We start from the raw sequence: 16,048 nt of genomic DNA, 5'->3' as shown, positions 1-16,048 counted from the left end.
AGTGTCGGGGAAGGGTTAGCCGTCGACCTTGGCGGCGTCGTCGGTCCCGAACTTCGGGGTGTGGACCTTGCCCAGGGAAATGTGCACGGCCTGCTGGTCGGTGTAGAAGTCGATGGAGCGGTAGCCGCCCTCGTGGCCCAGGCCGGAGGCCTTCACACCCCCAAACGGAGTGCGCAGGTCGCGGACGTTGTGGCTGTTGAGCCAGACCATGCCGGCCTCGGTGTTCTGCGCGAAGTTGTGCGCGCGGGTGAGGTCCTGCGTCCAGATGTAGGCGGCGAGGCCGTACTTGGTGTTGTTGGCCAGTTCCAGGGCCTCGGCTTCGGTGTCGAAGGGGGTGATGGCGACAACGGGGCCGAAGATCTCCTCCTGGAAGATCCGCGCGTCCGGGGCGACGTCGGCGAAGACGGTGGGTGCAATGTAGTTGCCCTCCTCGAGCCCTTCGGGGCGTCCGCCGCCGGCGAGCAGGCGGCCTTCGGTCTTGCCGATTTCCACGTAGGAGGCGACCTTGTCGAAGTGTTCGGGATGCACGAGGGCGCCCACCTGGGTCTTCGGATCGTGCGGGTCGCCGACGACGATGGTCTTGGCGCGGGCGGCGAAGCGTTCGCAGAATTCGTCGTAGCCGGGTCGTTCGACCAGGATGCGGGAGCCGGCGGTGCAGCGTTCGCCGTTGAGGGAGAAGACGCCAAACAGTGCGGAATCGATCGCGGCGTTGAGGTCCGCGTCGGCGAAGATGACGCAGGGGCTCTTGCCGCCGAGCTCCATGGACAGGCCCTTGAGGTTTTCGGCGGCGTTGCGGAAGATCGTCTGCCCGGTGGTGGTTTCGCCGGTGAAGGAGATCAGCGGGACCTGCGGGTGCTTCACCAGCGCGTCGCCGGCTTCCTCGCCGAGGCCGTTGACCAGGTTGAACACCCCGGCGGGAACGCCGGCGTCGGTGAAGATGTCGGCCCAGAGCGAGGCGGACAGCGGGGTGAACTCGGCCGGCTTGAGCACCACGGTGTTGCCGGTGGCCAGGGCCGGGGCAAGCTTCCAGGACTCGAGCATAAACGGGGTGTTCCACGGGGTGATGAGCCCGGCGACGCCGATGGGCTTGCGGTTCACGTAGTTGATCTGGGCGCCGGGGACCTTCATGGCGTCGTCGAACTGGGCCACGATCAGGTCCGCGAAGAAGCGGAAGTTCTCCGCGGCGCGCAGGGCCTGGCCCTTGGCCTGGGTGATGGGCAGGCCCGTGTCGAAGGTTTCCATTTCGGCCAGGCGTTCTTCCTGGGCTTCGACCGCGTCGGCGATCCTGTTGAGGATGCGGGCGCGTTCGCGCGGCTTCATCTTCGGCCACGGGCCGTTGACGAAGGCTTCGCGGGCGGCGGCGACGGCGGCGGCGATGTCTTCCTTCTGGCCCGCGGCGGCGGTGGCGTAGGTCTTGTTGGTGACCGGATCCAGCACGTCGAAGGTGGCACCGCTGGCGGAGTCCACGAACTTGCCGTTGATGAAGTGCTGGATGTGGGTGGGCAGGTTCTCCGGGACGAAGTGCGTGCTCATAGTTTCCTCTTTCGAGTCTTTATATCGGAAGGCTTTTAGATCGGTGAGGGCGGCTGGTGGTTCTGAGCCAGGAAGGCGTTGAGCGTGTTGGTGCGGTGCGCGCGGGCGGCGTGTTCGACGTCGGGGGCCGGGGCGTGTGCCTCGATCAGGTGCAGCAGCGCTTCGTGTTCGGACACCGAAGCGTGCGCGCGGTCCGGGACGTATCGGAAGACGGAGGAGCGTATCCGGCCCAGCCGGTTCCAGCCGCGGTGCACCAGGTCCAGGATGTGCGGGTTGGGGCAGCGGGCGTAGAGCAGGGCGTGGAACTCGGTGTTCAGGGCGGTGAAGCGGACCGGGTCGAAGTTGTCCAGGACCTCGCGCATTTGGTTGTTGAGTTCCCGGGCTTTCGCCAGTTCCTCTTTGCTGATGTCCGGGGCGGCCAGGGCGGTGGCGGCGCCTTCGATGATGCTGAGGGTCTGCATGGTGTGCAGGTACAGGTCCGGATCGATGCCGGCCACTGTGGCGCCCACGTTGCGTTCAAAGTGCACCAGCCCTTCGGCTTCGAGCCGGCGGATGGCTTCCCGGACGGGGACCACACTGAAGCCCATCTCCGTGGCGATACTGCTGAGCACCAGGCGGTAGCCCGGGCTCATTTCTCCGCCGAGGATGCGGTCCTTCAGCTGGGTATAAGCCTGCTCCGATTTGGAGCCGGTGGCGGTGCTGCTGGCTTGCCCGGTGCCGGTCGCGGGGCCACTCACGCTGCTCATGCCTGTTCCGCTGCCCAGGCCTCGTACTTTTCCTTCCAAGCGGCGTTCATCGGGTACAGCCCGTCGACACCGTGGCCGGCCTTCACCATTTCGGCGATGAACTCTTCCTGGTGTTCCTGCTTCAGGCAGGCCTCCACCAGCTCCTCGGCGATGGCCGGCGGGATGACGAGGATGCCGTCGTCGTCGGCCACGATGATGTCGCCGGGCTGCACGGTGGCGCCGCCGCAGGCGATGGTGATGTCGGTGTCCCAGGGGACGTGCTTGCGGCCGAGGACGGCGGGGTGCGGGTTGGCGCAGTAGACGGGCAGGTCGATGCCGGCGACGGTGGAGTAGTCGCGGACGCCGCCGTCGGTGATGATGGCTGCGGCGCCGTTGTGCTTGGCGCGCAGGGCGAGGATGTCGCCCAGAGTGCCCGTGCCCTTTTCGCCGCGGGCTTCCATGACCAGGATTTCGCCCTCCCCCACGGAGTCGATGGCGCGTTTCTGCGCGTTGTAGCCGCCGCCGTGGGTCTTGAAGAGGTCCTCGCGGTTGGGGACGAAGCGCAGGGTGCGGGCGGTGCCGACGACCTTGCGGCCGGTCTTGGTGCCGGTGAGGCCGTCGATGGAGACGTTGTTCAGGCCGCGGGCGCGCATCTGCGAGGACAGGGTGGCGGTGGCAACGGATTCGAGTTTGGCTTTGAGTTCCGGGGTAAGGGTTTTGGGCTGTTCCTGCTGCGGGGCGAGGCCGGCCTTTTCTGCGGAGCCCCAGGCTTCTTCGCGCTGCTTGTCGTCGATTTTCGGCTGGGCGCCGAAGCGTGCCAGCGGCGTCGTGCCTTCGGTGACGGTGGTGGTGAGGCGGCCGGTGGTTTTGTCCGTGCCGGGAACGTCGACTTCGACCTCGAGGCGGTCGCCCGGCACGGCCACGGAGGCACCGGCGGGGGTTCCGGTAAGGATCAGGTCGCCCGGTTCCAGGGTGAGCAGCTGGGAAAGGTCCGCAACCAACCGTGCGAAGGGGAAGAGCAGGTCAGCGGTGGTGTCGTCCTGCGCGAGTTCGCCGTTGACCCAGGTGCGGACGCGCAGTGCGGCGGGGTCGATAGTTGAGGCGTCGAGGATGTGGGGGCCGACGGGGGTGAAGCCGTCACCGCCCTTGGAGCGGAGGTTGGAGCCTTTGTCTGCCCAGCGCAGGTCGTACACGCCCAGGTCATTGCTGGCGGTCACTCCCCCGACGTAGCTCCACGCGTCTTCGACGGTTACGCGGCGAGCGATCTTGCCGATGACGAGGGCGATTTCGCCTTCGAAGCCGAGCAGTTCGCAGCCGACCGGGCGCTCCACGGCGCCGCCGGTCAGGGCCAGGGAGGAGCTGGGCTTGAGGAAGTAGGAGGGCTGTTCCGGGGTGCGTCCGCGTTCTGCTGCCCGTGAAGGGTAGTTGATGTGGACGGCAATGACCTTGCCGGCCTGCTTCAGCGTGTCCTTGGTGGCGTCGTTGCCCATGTCTCTCCTGGATCAAGTACGAAATCGTATATGATCAGGTTACATGTGGTGCGGGTCACGTCAAGAGTCTTCTTAGCCCGGCCGTGCGAGTTCTCAAACGGCGGCTCGACACACGCCGACGGTTGCCGCCCGAATTAGCCAAAAGTGTCTTGCATCAAAGGACCGCATCAAAAAGCTCAATGAGAAGTTCCAATACATAGCTGCAGGACACTCAGCGCCGCTAAGACTGCGCGATCGCATGTGAGTCGCAGAGGTAACTGGCCTGTTTCTAGCGACATTTAAATGGCCGATAAGGAGAGAGCGGGCGGCGTCGACGATTTCTGGTGTGAGCCCGTCGAGCTTGTTGAGTTTTTGGATGCGTTCTATCTGGGTGACGAGTCTGTCGACCAGGCGGAAGGTGCCACCGGTTACGCGGATGACTGTGGCGATTGCGGTTGCGTGGAGGACGCGCGGTGGAACGGGGCCGAGATCGAGATCGATGACATCGTTGAGGATGACGATGATGCGGAGCAGTTCCCCAGCGCACGTCCCGGGGAACTGGACATTGACCAGTGGCTGGTGAGCCGGGTCGCCGGCACAGCTCGTCTGACGGGCCGCTATGTTGATATCACGGCCGCCGAGACGGTAGCGGCCCTGCATCCGCTGTTCAAGGGCAAAGCTCTGGCCTACAACCTGAAGGACTTCGACGCCGCTGCGCTGAAGAACGCGGAAAACCGGCTGCTCACCCAGGAGTCACAGTTCCTGTGGACCCGGAAAAATCCTGACGGCTCGGATTTCTGCGACGGAATCCAGTTCCGTTCCCGGCAGGAGAGTCCCAGCAGGGATAGGGCGGCCCGGAGTTCGGGGGTGTTGGAACTGAGATCCTCAAGTTCGATGCCGGTAATGTGCGCGCTTATCTGCCCGTCGGTGTCGCGCTCATAGACGGCCCAGAGCAGCAGATCATCACCAGGTGAAGGACTTCGTCGAGGCCGTCTCGGAGAACCGCCAGCCGACTCCCTCCTTCGATCCTCGAGCGCACGGCCTGAAGGTCTGGGCCATCTCTAACCACCTCAAGGGCCAGGCCGTCTGCGACAACCCGATCGACTTCCGGCACCAGGCCATCGTGGGGCCGAAGGTGTGGGGCGACGGCGACCCCGAGGGAGTCCGGCAGCGCGCAGCGGAGGAGATGAAGCTGACCGCGCGGCTCGCAAAGAAACTCGGCGTGGACACCGTGGTCGGTTTCACGGGCTCCTCCATCTGGCAGTACGTGGCCATGTTCCCCCCGGTGCCCGCTTCCGCGATCGACGCCGGATACCAGGACTTCGCGGATCGCTGGAACCCCATCCTCGACGTCTTCGACGAGTGCGGAGTGCGCTTCGCCCACGAGGTCCACCCCTCCGAGATCGCCTACGACTACTGGTCCACGCAGCGCACCCTCGAGGCGATCGGATACCGCCCGGCCTTTGGTCTCAACTGGGATCCGAGCCACTTCATGTGGCAGCAGATAGACCCGGTGGCGTTCATCTCCGACTTCGAGGACCGGATCTACCACGTGGATTGCAAGGACACGAAGATGCGGATGGGCGGCGGCCGCAACGGCATCATGTCCTCGCACCTGCCCTGGGGGGATCCGCGCCGGGGGTGGGACTTCGTCTCGACGGGCCGCGGCGACTTTCCCTGGGAGGACAACTTCCGGGCGCTGACGGCCATCGGCTACACCGGTCCCATCTCGGTGGAGTGGGAGGACGCCGGAATGGACCGCCTGCAAGGGGCGCCCGAGGCCCTGGCGTTCCTGAAACGCTTCGGCTTCGCGCCATCGGACACCTCGTTCGATGCCGCCTTCAGCCAGGAAGCCTGAGCGCTGGAATGCTGTTGGCCGGGCCTATTCAACCAAACGGCGAGATCGTCTGAAAAGACATCTCGCTAGTGAGTGCTGCCCCCGACATGAAAGTCATACGATCGCTCTGGTCTGGGAAAATTTAAAGATCACTTTTACCTAGACCTTTCAGCAGGTTAGAAGCTAACCTGAATATGTTGTCGACCAGCGCTTATTCCTCGTGAGGTGCGCTAGGTGCTGCTTCGACGGCTTCAGATCGTGTGTCCAGTTCGGTAATCGCCGATCCAGAGGCATTGTCGATTGAATGACTAAGGAGCGCAATGAAGCGATTTATCAGTCAGGCAGCCCTCGGAGCATGTGGGGTAGCGCTTGTCGTGCCCGTGTTAGCAATGACTCCCGCTCAAGCTGAAGCCGGTTCCGATCAGATTGGAATGGCGGAACCTTACGATGTGCTCGTCGTAGGAAAAACGACGGGCTTTCGTCACAGCAGTATTGATGAAGCCACTACCGCCATCATGGCACTTGGTAACGCCAATGGGTTCAGTGTTGACGTGTGGGATCCTGCAACGTCACCGGGTAATCAGGGACAGCCCGACCGGACCCTACCCAGCACACCCTTCACGACCTCCTCTGATCTTGCCAAATACGAAACCATTGTCTTTGTCTCCACGGTTGATGGAACCAATTCCCTCGACCCTGCAACGCCGACGCTTCTAAATGAAACTGAGTTGGCCGCTTTTCAGGGATATATCCGTTCCGGTGGTGGTTTTGCGGGTGTTCACGCGGCGACAGATTCTATGCACACTGTCCCGTGGTATAGCCAGTTGACCGGCGGCGGTGCTCGATTCATCAGCCATCCAGAGCAGCAGACTGCTTCTCAGCTGGTTGAGGACCGGACCCATCCTTCAACAGAGCATCTCCCAGAAACATGGACGCGTTTTGATGAGTGGTACAACTTCAATCAGAGTCCGCGCGACGCTGTTCGTGTTCTCATAAATCTCGACGAGACAACCTACAACGCTCGTCGTGGTGCGATGGGTTCCGATCATCCGATAGCTTGGTGCCATAACTTCGAGTCATCTCGTTCGTGGTACACCGGCGGAGGACACACCGAAGCATCGTACACAGACCCTGCCTTCCTGCAGCACCTTCTAGGGGGTATCTCCTGGTCCGCTGGCGCAGTCAGTGGAGGTGGCGACTGCGTCACGTGGCACGAAGTCGAATCATTGATTGGTGACCTGGTTGCCGAAGGAGCGGTCTCTGCGAAAGCGGCGGCACAGGTGACCAAACAATTGGATAAGGCAAAGGACCTAGCGGAGGCTGGTCGGCACGCTGATTCGGCAGATAAGCTCAATGCAGCCGCGGCTCAGGTTAAGGCTCACGTCGGCCGTGGATCTCAGGTGCAGGTTCTGCTGACTGAGAAAGTTCGTGACTTACAGATTTGGCAAGAAGAGCACAACTAGCTGCAAGAGCCTGCCGTACTACGTATTGCCACCGCGGGACGTAGTACGGCAGGGCCTTACGGAAACTACTGCACACATTCGCGATGTATAAGCCGTGTATCGTGAGAAAATCGCCTAGCTCCAAAACACTTTCCTCCACAAAGGTGGCTTCATCTTTTGAACCGCGAGACGCGCAGGTTTTCTCTTACATGGGTGATTGTTCTAATAACCATTGCAGTCATCTTTGTAGGAGCGGTCGCCGCATCCATGAGTATGCGAGCAACGACTGCTGAGATCGCGCCCGCCCCCGGGTCAGTCGAAGCTATCGCCAAAGAGCTTTCTAAAGGGCAGGCTCTTGAAAAGGCTGAGATCACCAAAGACCTTGGAATGGCAGCAGAAACGGCACACGGACGCATGGCACGCACTTTGGAGGGGCTAGCAACTGCAGTACCCGTGGAGCAAGCAGATAGCCCCCCGTTTGCTGATACAAGTGATGTCGACGCATGGATGCGCGACCTCAGTGTTGCGGCGACGGCTTTCGAGACTGTTGAAGAGGGAACGAGCGATCAGTCGGTTGCGCAGGAAGCCTTCGTCGGTGCGGCCCAGTTACTTCTAACGGCGGTCCAGGACTACAACCGACTCTCATCAAGCCCTGCCGAGGATCGGAACCTTTTGCTTGACAGTGTTGCTGAGCGACGCGACGCTGCAGTTCGTCTTTGGCAGGCTGGAGCGGCCCAATTGGATACTCTGACCATAGATTCTGGGGGCGGCCATATGCACGTTTTTCTAGCTCCAGACGGCGATCCCGATGCGGTACCGATGGAATTTCACGACGCAGAATAAGGAAGATGTCTGCGTTGTGCGCCTGCAACCTTATCCAGGAGGAGTCCGAGTACCTCGAAGGAATGCGCCCCTACCCATGCCCTGTTGTCCCGGGTTCTTCAGCAGTTCCCATCCACCCGGTCTGCCGGCACGGGATGAATTGGTCCTGCCCGCAGGACATGTTGGCCTTCTGCTCGACACCCAGCTCGTCCGCACAGGCTACGGATCGACGGGCAGACCCGAATGCCCGGCATCGAAAAGCGACTCGCCCGCTACCCCCAGCTCTATAGCCGCATCGGCTTCAGCGCCCAGGAACTGTCCTGGCCCACCGGCGTGAAGATCGGTGATGAAACCAACCGGCAGGTACAGCACTGACTCGCCGGCCCAGACCAGGGCAAGCCGGCGCAGCAGCCGTCCGGTCAGCAGCGGGCGCCGCGATCGGCGGCCAGGTGGTTCTCTCCTGAACGTACGACGGCGGCAGGTTTTCCGCCTAGTGCGGGAGGCCTGCCGTCGTTTCGTGTTTCTGTCTTAGTGCTTTGCCAGCCGCGACGAGCGCCCCTCACCGGAATACTGCGCTTCTATATCCTTACTCCAGGCAGACGCGTAAAGGCCAAGGGCCGCCTGCTCCCTCAACGAAAAGCCCAGCCCGTTGAGTGCCATCTGGCTGGCCCCCATGGCCAGCTGCAGCGCACTGCGACTGACGCGTTGTTTGTCCGCCCGGTACAAATACTCATCGATGGCCCTCGCCCAGCGCTTCCGCCAGATATCCACCGCCGGCTCCGAGGCAAGGGCGGCCATCATCCTGTGTGCGGGCACAATCCGTGGTGCATTCCGGGCCCTCATTGCACTGCGCGCCTGCGCAGCGTGCGGACCAAAAGAAGCTGTACAGGCGTGGAGATGAGCGTTCCAGTAGTAGTCCCAGCTAGTGGTTCTGCGGTCGGGCCAAACCGCGGACCGGGGGCCCCGCATCATGGCGTGGCCGGTGTCGAAGAGAATTAGGGCAGCCAGCATCGAGCGTATGTTGAGGCTGGGAAAGCGGTTGACCGCCCACAAAGCCAGATCCGAGGACACCTCAGCAATCTCCGCTGCCAGGTCCAAGCCCTTTGGCCCACCGAACCGTGCAAGTCCCGCTTCCACCACCCCGGGTACCGGTTCGCCCGGCCGTGGCGGATAAACGACCCCCGGCGAGTGGAAGGTCTTCACGGTACCCAGCGTGGCAACGTTTTCGATCGCCAGCGCGTCCGCAAACTTCCATAGGCGCTGAGCGACGTCGTCGGTGGCAAGCAAATGCAGGAGCACAGCCTGATGGTCGGATTCCAGCGTGCGTGACAACCGAAACCGGTATCCCTCCCCGGCCGGCACTTGGGAAGACAAAGGGGCAACAATATGGCGGATAATGTCGTCGCCGACATCCTTACGCTCCGGCTCAATAGTCAGGATGGACCACAAGGTAGTTGTGCTGGCGTGTTGCTGCACAGGACGGGTAGCTGCTCCTCGATGAACAGTGGTCGATTGCATGACGTGGCTCCTATAATCCCCAAAACTGATCGTCTTGACTTCGGTAGGTGAGTTGCCAACAGTGTGTTGCCAAAATGTGTGGAATGTCCATACGGGCCTTAGGAAATTTCCCATTTGTGCCAGGGGGCTTTTCCTGCGCACGCAGTGCGACTATGGGGTTTGTGAACCAGCGACGCGCGCTGCATCGCTCCTTTCTGGTTGACGACGGTGGCGAGGCCATCGGCGCCGAACACACCGCAATCCGCATCTCCCCGGAACACAACATCCAGGGCGTGCTGGAAACCGACGGTGCCGCCGACTACACGGACTACGCCGAGCTGGCCCCGATTTCTTGGCCGGAAACGCACGACGACGGCGTGCCCTCGGCATGCAGTGGAGGGGCCGTCGTCGTTTCTTACTCGGATGACTTAGCGGGGGCGAGAGCGCTCCTCACCGGAATACTGCGCTTCAATATCCATACTCCAGGCACGCGCATATAGTCCAAGGGCCGCCTGTTCCCGGAACGAAAAACCCAGCCGGTTGAGTGCCAGCTGGCTGGCCCCCGTAACCAGCTGCTGCGCACTGCGACTGAGGCGTTGCTTGTCCGCCCGGTACAAATAGTCATCGATGGCCGGTGCCCACAGCTTGCGCCAGATATCCACTGCCGGCCCTGAAGCTAGCGCGGCACGGGCATCCGCCTGGGGCGATGCGGTGATGGCGTCTTCGAGATCAACAATGACCGCATCCGCCCCGGCCCGCAGCGCCTTTTCGAAGCGCTCGGGCCGGTCAGCGGGTGCGTAGAGTGCTACGACGATTGGCCGACTCATCCGATGCTTCCTCGTCGTACAACGCCGCCAATTCGTCGGGAGAGTACCCCAGCTCGGTGAGCACGGCCTCCGTGTCCGCACCGTGCGCCCGCCCGGTGAACCCATCGTCGATTCGTCCTTGGACATCCGAAACAGCGGTCCCTGCATGGCCATGTCGCCAAGGTCTGCGTCCTTAATGCGGTGGATGGTTCCGAGGGCATTGAACTGCGGGTCGGCAACGATGTCCGACGGGTCATAAATCGGTGCCACTGCGGCGTCCGCAGCCTCGAACGCGGCGATCACCTCCTCCCGCGAGTGCCGGGCGATCCATGCGCCCACGGCGTCGTCGAGGAGGTCGGCGTGCTCGGCACGGGTTGCTCCGCTGTCGAACCGTTCCTGTCAGGCCCACTAAGGGTATTTCGAGCGTGTGCCTCGCCTGAGCCGCGCTGCGCAGCTCAGCGAATACTCTCGTACGCCTCAAGCGCGTGCCGGCGGGACTCCAACAGATCCACGAGCGGCTCGGGATAGGCGGGAGTCAGTGCGTCCGGCACCCAGTGGGCGACGTACTCACCTTTGGGATCAAAGCGCTTTGCCTGTGTCTGGGGATTGAAGATCCGGAAGAACGGTGCTGCGTCCGCGCCGGAGCCCGCGACCCATTGCCAGTTGGCGGGATTGCTCGCGGGGTCTGCGTCCACCAAGGTCTCCCAGAACCATTCCTCGCCCACCCGCCAGTGGATGCCCAGGTTCTTGATTAGGAAGCTGGCGGCGACCATCCGCACCCGGTTGTGCATCCAGCCAATGCTCCAAAGCTGCCGCTGGCCGGCGTCGACCAGCGGAATTCCTGTCAGCCCGGCCTTCCACGCATCGAGGGAGTCCAGGCCATCAGGCCGGGATCCCGACGGCGCTTGCCCCGCCCTCCCCCGCAGGATTGCCGGGGTTTGCGGTCCGGAGCCCTTTGGATGTTCCCAGGGGAAACCGTCGAAGGCAGGCCGCAGGTTCTTGGTGGCCAGATCCGGGTTGTGAAAGAGCTGGTGCCAGCAGAACTCACGCCAGCCAATTTCGGTGCCGAACACATCCGGCCCGGGCCCGTTCCCGCGGACGCGGGACAGCGCGTGCCACACCTGGAACGGACTCACATGCCCCCACCGCAGGTACGGGGAGAGCCGGCTGGTTCCGGGCTTCGCCGGGCGGTCGCGACCGTCGTCGTAATTCTGCACCGGGCCGGCCAGGAAGTCGCTGAGTGCGGACAAGCCGGCTTCCTCGCCCGGGGTCCAGGCTTCTGCCAACCCGGTGGCCCAGTCCGGATTCAGCGGCAGCAGGTTCCAGTCCTGAAGGTGCTCCCCGGCGGGGATGCCGTCCGGCGGGGCAGCACCCTTGTCCGGAGCCGGAAAGGGCGCCCGGAAATCCATTGCGGACACCGTTCGCCAGAAGGGAGTGAAAACGCGGTACGGTCCGCCGCCGCCCGTACGCACAGTCCAGGGTTCATGCAGCAGCGAAGCCTGAAAGCTCTCCACCTGCACATCCGCGCCCGCAGCCCACTCCTTGATCGCTGTGTCCACCTCCCGCTCCGGCCCGCCGTAGCGCCGATTCCAGAAGACCCGCTCCGCGTCCACCTCCTGCGTGAACGCAGGAACGACGTCGACTGCCGGCCCCCGCAACAGGACCAACGGAATGCCCAGGGCCTCAAGATCATGCCGCAGGGTCTTCAGTGCGTGATGCAGCCACCATTTGGCGGCGGCACCCAGCGGCCGGATGCCCGGTGATTCCTCATCCAAAACATAGAGGGCTACCGCGCCGCCGTCCTGCGCTGCGGCCAGGAGGGCAGGGTTGTCAGCTGTGCGCAAGTCGTCGCGGAGCCAGGCGATGGAAACCACGGGCAGGTCCTCTCTTTGGATAACACGACCCTACCTGTGGACCTTGGCACCGGTCCCGCCCCTCAACCGCACCTCTCACGAGCGTGATGAACCGCCGTGGCATCGCAGAGGAGCGAGGTACAAAACGGAACGTGGATCTCCCGCTGCGCCTGGCCGCGGAGCGCTTCAATTGCTGGACAGAGTCTGTCCGGCGCCAAAGTCGCCAAAGTCGCCCGGGCCCGGGAACGATTCGCTCCCCTTTGACCCCGGTATACACCGTTGCCCCTAGACGGAGATTGCCCTGTGCGCCAGCCTGTGGTGGTAGGGGCCGCCGGGAAGAAGCAGCGGAACCCGGACTTTAGCGTCGTCGTCCCCTGACAGCTGTGAGGCCCCATGAGCGATCGCGAGCCACCCGGGCCACCCGGACTTGCAAGACCAACACGGATTCTGCTGACTCTGGCGGCTGCGGGTGGTGCCTGCTGGACGGTATGGGCAGGCCGATCGCTCCTGGCGCCGCTGGTGCTGGCCGCGGCGCTCATCATTATCGCTATGCCCGCTCGACGACCATTGGATCGGCGCGGGGCCCCAAGCTGGGTAGGCACGCTCGTCGTCGTGGCGATCGCGTGGGGCATCCTGGTGGTTCTGGCCGTGCTGGTCCTTCTGGCTCTGGGGCAATTCGGGCGCATTCTGGCCGACTATGCAGGCCAATTGGACGAGAGCGCCGAGACACTTGAGTCGTTTTTCCAAAGCCTCGGGTTCAGCACCGTATCGATGGACGAGGTTGCCGGGGCAATCCAGCCATCTACACTCCTGACGACCGTTTTCAACGCCGGCACGCAACTGTTGGGTCTGGGCACGGCCGTCTTTTTTGTCTTCACCTACGCGATGTTTCTCGGGATGGATGCTGCACGGTGGCAGAACCCACCGGCGGAGCTCGCGGAGGCGAGCGGCCGGCGACTGCACGCTTTCAATCAGTTCGCCGCCGGAACCAACCGGTACTTCCTCGTCAACTCGATATTCGGGCTGATCGTCGCGGTGATTGACGGACTCGCCCTCTGGGTTCTCGGCGTACCCGGTCCATTCGTCTGGGCGGTGCTGGCGTTCGTCACCAACTTCATTCCCAACATTGGTTTCGTCCTCGGCGTGGTGCCTCCCGTCGTGCTCGCTGTCGCGGTTGGCGGCTGGGGGCTGGGACTGCTGGTGCTGGCCATTTACTGCGTCGTCAACGTCACTCTCCAAGTGCTGATCCAGCCCCGGTTCGTGGGGGAATCAGTTCGGCTGAGCGTCACGCTGACCTTCGCCTCGGTGGTCCTCTGGACAACCCTGCTGGGAGCGGTCGGCTCGCTCCTGGCTGTGCCGCTTACCCTCTTTGCCCGCTTCCTGGTGATCGGCGGGGATCCCGGTGCGCGCTTCGCACAGTGGATCAGCGGCGATGACGGCCCGGAGGACACCCCGGCACCCCCGGATGAACCTCGTCGCAGTTAGGCATGATGCACGCCCCGCGCGCCGGAGGGTTTCAGTGAGAGTCGAAGGCTGAGGGCTGGCCCCCGCCGTCGCCCCTCCGCTGCTCGACGCCGGAGATGCCGGAAGCGGGCGGTACGCGGCGCCAGGGACGACGGTCGTAGATTGCCAGCAGCTGCGCACCAAGTCCAAGGAACACCATGGCCAGCCATACGACGATGTTCAGCCACGGAATATGCAGTGCGACAATGAGGATCAGACCCCCGACAAGCGCCTTGATCACTGGATGCTGGTTGCCGCGGAAGATGAGCCTGCCAATGAAATAGGCGCCGAGGACGAAGGTGGCGAGCGTTAGCGTTATCCAGACCAAAAGGACTGACAGCGCCAGGGGCGCCCCGATGACCGTGGCCAGAAGGAGCAGCACCACGAGCGGAACGGCGATTGATGCCACGAAACCGACCAGCAGCGCATGCCATGGCCGAGGCAGGAGCCGGTCGGTCACCCGGTGCAGCAACCTGGGGAAGAGCCAGCCCGCGAGCACCGTGATAAGGCTCAGCGCAACCAGCGCATACAGCAACCCGAGCAGCCACCCAACGAACTTCTCCCCCGCCGAGGGCTCTTGCTCGGGCTCCGGGGCGATGCGCTCCACGGTGCCGCTGACCGCATCCGTGGAGATGTTTGCCTCCTCGCTGGAGTTGTACGTGACGTTGCCCCCGACCGTCCCGCTGATGTCGAGGTTTCCAACGCCCACCTCGACATCACGGCCGATCGCACCGGAGATCGTGATGTCGCCCGCGGCACCCACCAGGTCGTCGCCGAATGACCCGGCATCGGTGATGGTGACGGCTGCCCCGAAGATCGTTCCACTGCGCGCAACGTCACCGCTTATGGTCACGTCCTGCCCGGCGAGCCGCACGTTTCCGTCGACGTTGCCGGTAATGGTGATCGTTTGGGCTGCCGCGATCACATCCCCCGTGACATTTCCGCTGATGGTGACGCTCTGCCCCGAGGCGTACACGTCACCGGAAACGTCTTCCTGGACGTCGATGTTCAGTCCGCTGTAGAACTGCGGGCCGGTGCCGTCGTTCACCACGGCAGAGGGCGCGGACTGTGGGCTCGACACCGGGGACGAGGCGAATGCACCTGACCCCGTCGCCAGAACCAGAATGCAGACGGCGAAAACTGCGGAGAAAGCCCGCCGGGCAGGAGAAGGAAGTCTCATCGGAATGCCTTTCCGGGGTACGGTGTTCGCCTGTTCTTCCTCGTCAGAGTGCTTGTGCAGCGGCATCCCGCGGCTGGGCTGATGCGTATCCGCCCCCGCGGTACCGAGGCCAATGTGTTCAGTGTCCGGCAGATGTCCGCCGAGCCATAGAGCCGACGGCCCCGGGACGGCACTGAGGATGATTTACGGAGTCAGCAGTACCTTTACCGCCCGGCGTTCGTCCATGGCCCGGTAGCCCTCCGCGGCGTCGCCTAGCGGAAGCGTGAGGTCGAAGACCCGGCCCGGGTCGATCTTCCGGTCCCAGATCCGCTGAATGAGGTCGGGCAGAAAGCGGCGCACGGGAGCGGGGCCTCCGAGCATGTGGATCTCGGCGAAGAACAACTCCAGCCCGGGAAGAGCGACGTCATGAGAGACGCCCACAAAGCCCATGTGGCCGCCCGGCCGGGTGGAGCGCACAGCCTGCATCATTGACTCCTGCGTGCCCACGGCCTCCACTACCGAATGGGCGCCGAGCCCGTTGGTCAGGTCCTTGAGCGCGGCCACCCCCGCATCACCGCGTTCGGCGATGATATCGGTGGCTCCGAAATCCCGGGCGAGCTGCTGGCGTTCGGGGTGCCGACTAAAAGCGATAATTCGCTCGGCGCCCAGCTGTCGCGCGGCCAGGACGGCCAACACGCCGACGGCGCCGTCCCCCACCACGGCGACGGTTTTGCCGGGGCCGGCCTCAGCAGCCACGGCGCCGAACCAACCGGTGCCCAGCACGTCAGAGGCCGCCATCAGTGAGGGCAGCAGGTCCGCCGGCGGGGATTCCGGCGTGGCGACCAAGGTGCCGTCGGCCAGCGGAATCCGGGCGAACTGCGCCTGGGTTCCCATCATGCCCATCGGCACGGCATTGACGCATCGGCTCTGGTAGCCGGCCCGGCAGATTTCGCAGGTGTTGTCGGAGGCCCAGAAGGAGCCGACGACGAAGTCCCCGGCCTTGATGGTCCGCACCTCGGGTCCAATCTCCTCCACCCAGCCAACGTATTCGTGTCCCATGGGTGCGTTATGGGCGTCCTCCACACCCCGGTACGGCCACAGATCCGATCCGCAGATGCAGGTCGCTGCGAGCCGGATTACGGCGTCAGTCGGTTCTTCAATCGCTGGATCGGCCCGGTCCTCGACGCGCACATCTCCTGGTGCATGCAGTATTACGCCACGCATGGTGTCTCCTTCTGCGGTCGGATTCCTTCTTTCCAAGGACAGCACCTGCACAGAAGCATGGGTAGGCCCGCGACCCTCAAGTTCCTATTAGGCACTCGGAACAGGCATCGCCGCGTTCAGTTCGTCACGAGCAATTGATCCGGCTGGATTTGGCGTCCATATTATTGGTCGGGTGGCC

Annotated in this window: 13 protein-coding genes and 1 pseudogene; 6 read left to right on the top strand and 8 right to left on the bottom strand. The window is 63.5% G+C overall.

Features of this window, described 5'->3' with window-relative positions; genetic code table 11:
- Positions 1–15: 15 nt before the first annotated feature.
- From hpaE to QNO08_RS08070, 3 genes are read right to left on the bottom strand one after another with little or no spacing between them, the layout of a single operon-like run.
- Positions 16–1,533, bottom strand: a complete 1,518-nt coding sequence (hpaE, locus tag QNO08_RS08080; protein WP_229966053.1) for a 5-carboxymethyl-2-hydroxymuconate semialdehyde dehydrogenase — start codon at positions 1,531–1,533, stop codon at positions 16–18.
- A 35-nt stretch (positions 1,534–1,568) separates the two neighbouring features.
- Positions 1,569–2,279 (bottom strand): GntR family transcriptional regulator, encoded by a 711-nt coding sequence (locus tag QNO08_RS08075; protein ID WP_229966054.1) that lies wholly within the window; start codon positions 2,277–2,279, stop codon positions 1,569–1,571.
- Entirely contained in the window at positions 2,276–3,748 is a 1,473-nt protein-coding gene (locus tag QNO08_RS08070; RefSeq protein WP_229966055.1) for a fumarylacetoacetate hydrolase family protein, read from the bottom strand. Before QNO08_RS08070 ends, QNO08_RS08075 begins: the two co-directional genes overlap by 4 nt.
- Before the next feature lie 282 nt (positions 3,749–4,030).
- On the opposite strand from QNO08_RS08070, the gene QNO08_RS08065 reads away from it, so the two are divergent.
- The 5 genes and pseudogenes from QNO08_RS08065 (at position 4,031) to QNO08_RS08045 (ending at position 8,203) form a co-directional block, all read left to right on the top strand.
- Positions 4,031–4,669, top strand: coding sequence for a hypothetical protein (locus QNO08_RS08065; protein ID WP_229966056.1), 639 nt, complete (start codon positions 4,031–4,033; stop codon positions 4,667–4,669).
- A 94-nt stretch (positions 4,670–4,763) separates the two neighbouring features.
- Positions 4,764–5,585 (top strand): annotated as a pseudogene (locus QNO08_RS08060) (sugar phosphate isomerase/epimerase family protein); the annotation flags it as partial.
- A gap of 299 nt (positions 5,586–5,884) precedes the next feature.
- Positions 5,885–7,027, top strand: a complete 1,143-nt coding sequence (locus tag QNO08_RS08055; RefSeq protein ID WP_229966057.1) for a ThuA domain-containing protein — start codon at positions 5,885–5,887, stop codon at positions 7,025–7,027.
- A 156-nt stretch (positions 7,028–7,183) separates the two neighbouring features.
- Entirely contained in the window at positions 7,184–7,849 is a 666-nt protein-coding gene (locus tag QNO08_RS08050; protein WP_229966058.1) for a hypothetical protein, read from the top strand.
- 222 nt (positions 7,850–8,071) lie between these two features.
- Entirely contained in the window at positions 8,072–8,203 is a 132-nt protein-coding gene (locus QNO08_RS08045) for a hypothetical protein (protein WP_269439179.1), read from the top strand.
- A gap of 153 nt (positions 8,204–8,356) precedes the next feature.
- On the opposite strand, the gene QNO08_RS08040 is transcribed toward QNO08_RS08045, so the two are convergent.
- The 3 genes from QNO08_RS08040 to QNO08_RS08030 all read right to left on the bottom strand — a co-directional run bounded on the left by QNO08_RS08040 (position 8,357) and on the right by QNO08_RS08030 (position 12,005).
- A complete protein-coding gene (locus QNO08_RS08040; protein ID WP_229966059.1) occupies positions 8,357–9,346 on the bottom strand; it encodes a lantibiotic dehydratase C-terminal domain-containing protein in 990 nt (329 codons plus the stop codon).
- Positions 9,347–9,753: 407 nt separating this feature from the next.
- Positions 9,754–10,470, bottom strand: coding sequence for an aldolase/citrate lyase family protein (locus QNO08_RS08035; protein WP_229966060.1), 717 nt, complete (start codon positions 10,468–10,470; stop codon positions 9,754–9,756).
- A 116-nt stretch (positions 10,471–10,586) separates the two neighbouring features.
- Complete coding sequence (locus tag QNO08_RS08030; RefSeq protein WP_442860498.1) at positions 10,587–12,005, bottom strand: cryptochrome/photolyase family protein; 1,419 nt, start codon at positions 12,003–12,005, stop codon at positions 10,587–10,589.
- A 372-nt stretch (positions 12,006–12,377) separates the two neighbouring features.
- Between QNO08_RS08030 and QNO08_RS08025 the strand changes: the two genes are divergently transcribed.
- Positions 12,378–13,469 (top strand): AI-2E family transporter, encoded by a 1,092-nt coding sequence (locus QNO08_RS08025; protein ID WP_229966061.1) that lies wholly within the window; start codon positions 12,378–12,380, stop codon positions 13,467–13,469.
- 31 nt (positions 13,470–13,500) lie between these two features.
- On the opposite strand, the gene QNO08_RS08020 is transcribed toward QNO08_RS08025, so the two are convergent.
- Complete coding sequence (locus QNO08_RS08020) at positions 13,501–14,667, bottom strand: DUF8173 domain-containing protein (protein WP_284155659.1); 1,167 nt, start codon at positions 14,665–14,667, stop codon at positions 13,501–13,503.
- Positions 14,668–14,850: 183 nt separating this feature from the next.
- Positions 14,851–15,870, bottom strand: coding sequence for a zinc-dependent alcohol dehydrogenase family protein (locus QNO08_RS08015; RefSeq protein WP_229966063.1), 1,020 nt, complete (start codon positions 15,868–15,870; stop codon positions 14,851–14,853).
- Positions 15,871–16,048: the final 178 nt, after the last annotated feature.

Origin of the sequence: Arthrobacter sp. zg-Y820, from assembly GCF_030142155.1 — a bacterium.
Classification (GTDB): Bacteria; Actinomycetota; Actinomycetes; order Actinomycetales; family Micrococcaceae; genus Arthrobacter_B.
Note: the sequence above shows the minus strand (reverse complement) of the source record. Positions and strands in the feature narration are given on the sequence as shown.

What these genes read in the sequence shown, in the direction of transcription:
- hpaE (WP_229966053.1), bottom strand. Translation starts at nt 1,533, where the DNA reads ATGAGCACGCACTTCGTCCCGGAGAACCTGCCCACCCACATCCAGCAC.
- QNO08_RS08075 (WP_229966054.1), bottom strand. Translation starts at nt 2,279, where the DNA reads ATGAGCAGCGTGAGTGGCCCCGCGACCGGCACCGGGCAAGCCAGCAGC.
- QNO08_RS08070 (WP_229966055.1), bottom strand. Translation starts at nt 3,748, where the DNA reads ATGGGCAACGACGCCACCAAGGACACGCTGAAGCAGGCCGGCAAGGTC.
- QNO08_RS08065 (WP_229966056.1), top strand. Translation starts at nt 4,031, where the DNA reads ATGGCCGATAAGGAGAGAGCGGGCGGCGTCGACGATTTCTGGTGTGAG.
- QNO08_RS08055 (WP_229966057.1), top strand. Translation starts at nt 5,885, where the DNA reads ATGAAGCGATTTATCAGTCAGGCAGCCCTCGGAGCATGTGGGGTAGCG.
- QNO08_RS08045 (WP_269439179.1), top strand. Translation starts at nt 8,072, where the DNA reads ATGCCCGGCATCGAAAAGCGACTCGCCCGCTACCCCCAGCTCTATAGC.
- QNO08_RS08040 (WP_229966059.1), bottom strand. Translation starts at nt 9,346, where the DNA reads ATGCAATCGACCACTGTTCATCGAGGAGCAGCTACCCGTCCTGTGCAG.
- QNO08_RS08025 (WP_229966061.1), top strand. Translation starts at nt 12,378, where the DNA reads ATGAGCGATCGCGAGCCACCCGGGCCACCCGGACTTGCAAGACCAACA.
- QNO08_RS08020 (WP_284155659.1), bottom strand. Translation starts at nt 14,667, where the DNA reads ATGAGACTTCCTTCTCCTGCCCGGCGGGCTTTCTCCGCAGTTTTCGCC.
- QNO08_RS08015 (WP_229966063.1), bottom strand. Translation starts at nt 15,870, where the DNA reads ATGCGTGGCGTAATACTGCATGCACCAGGAGATGTGCGCGTCGAGGAC.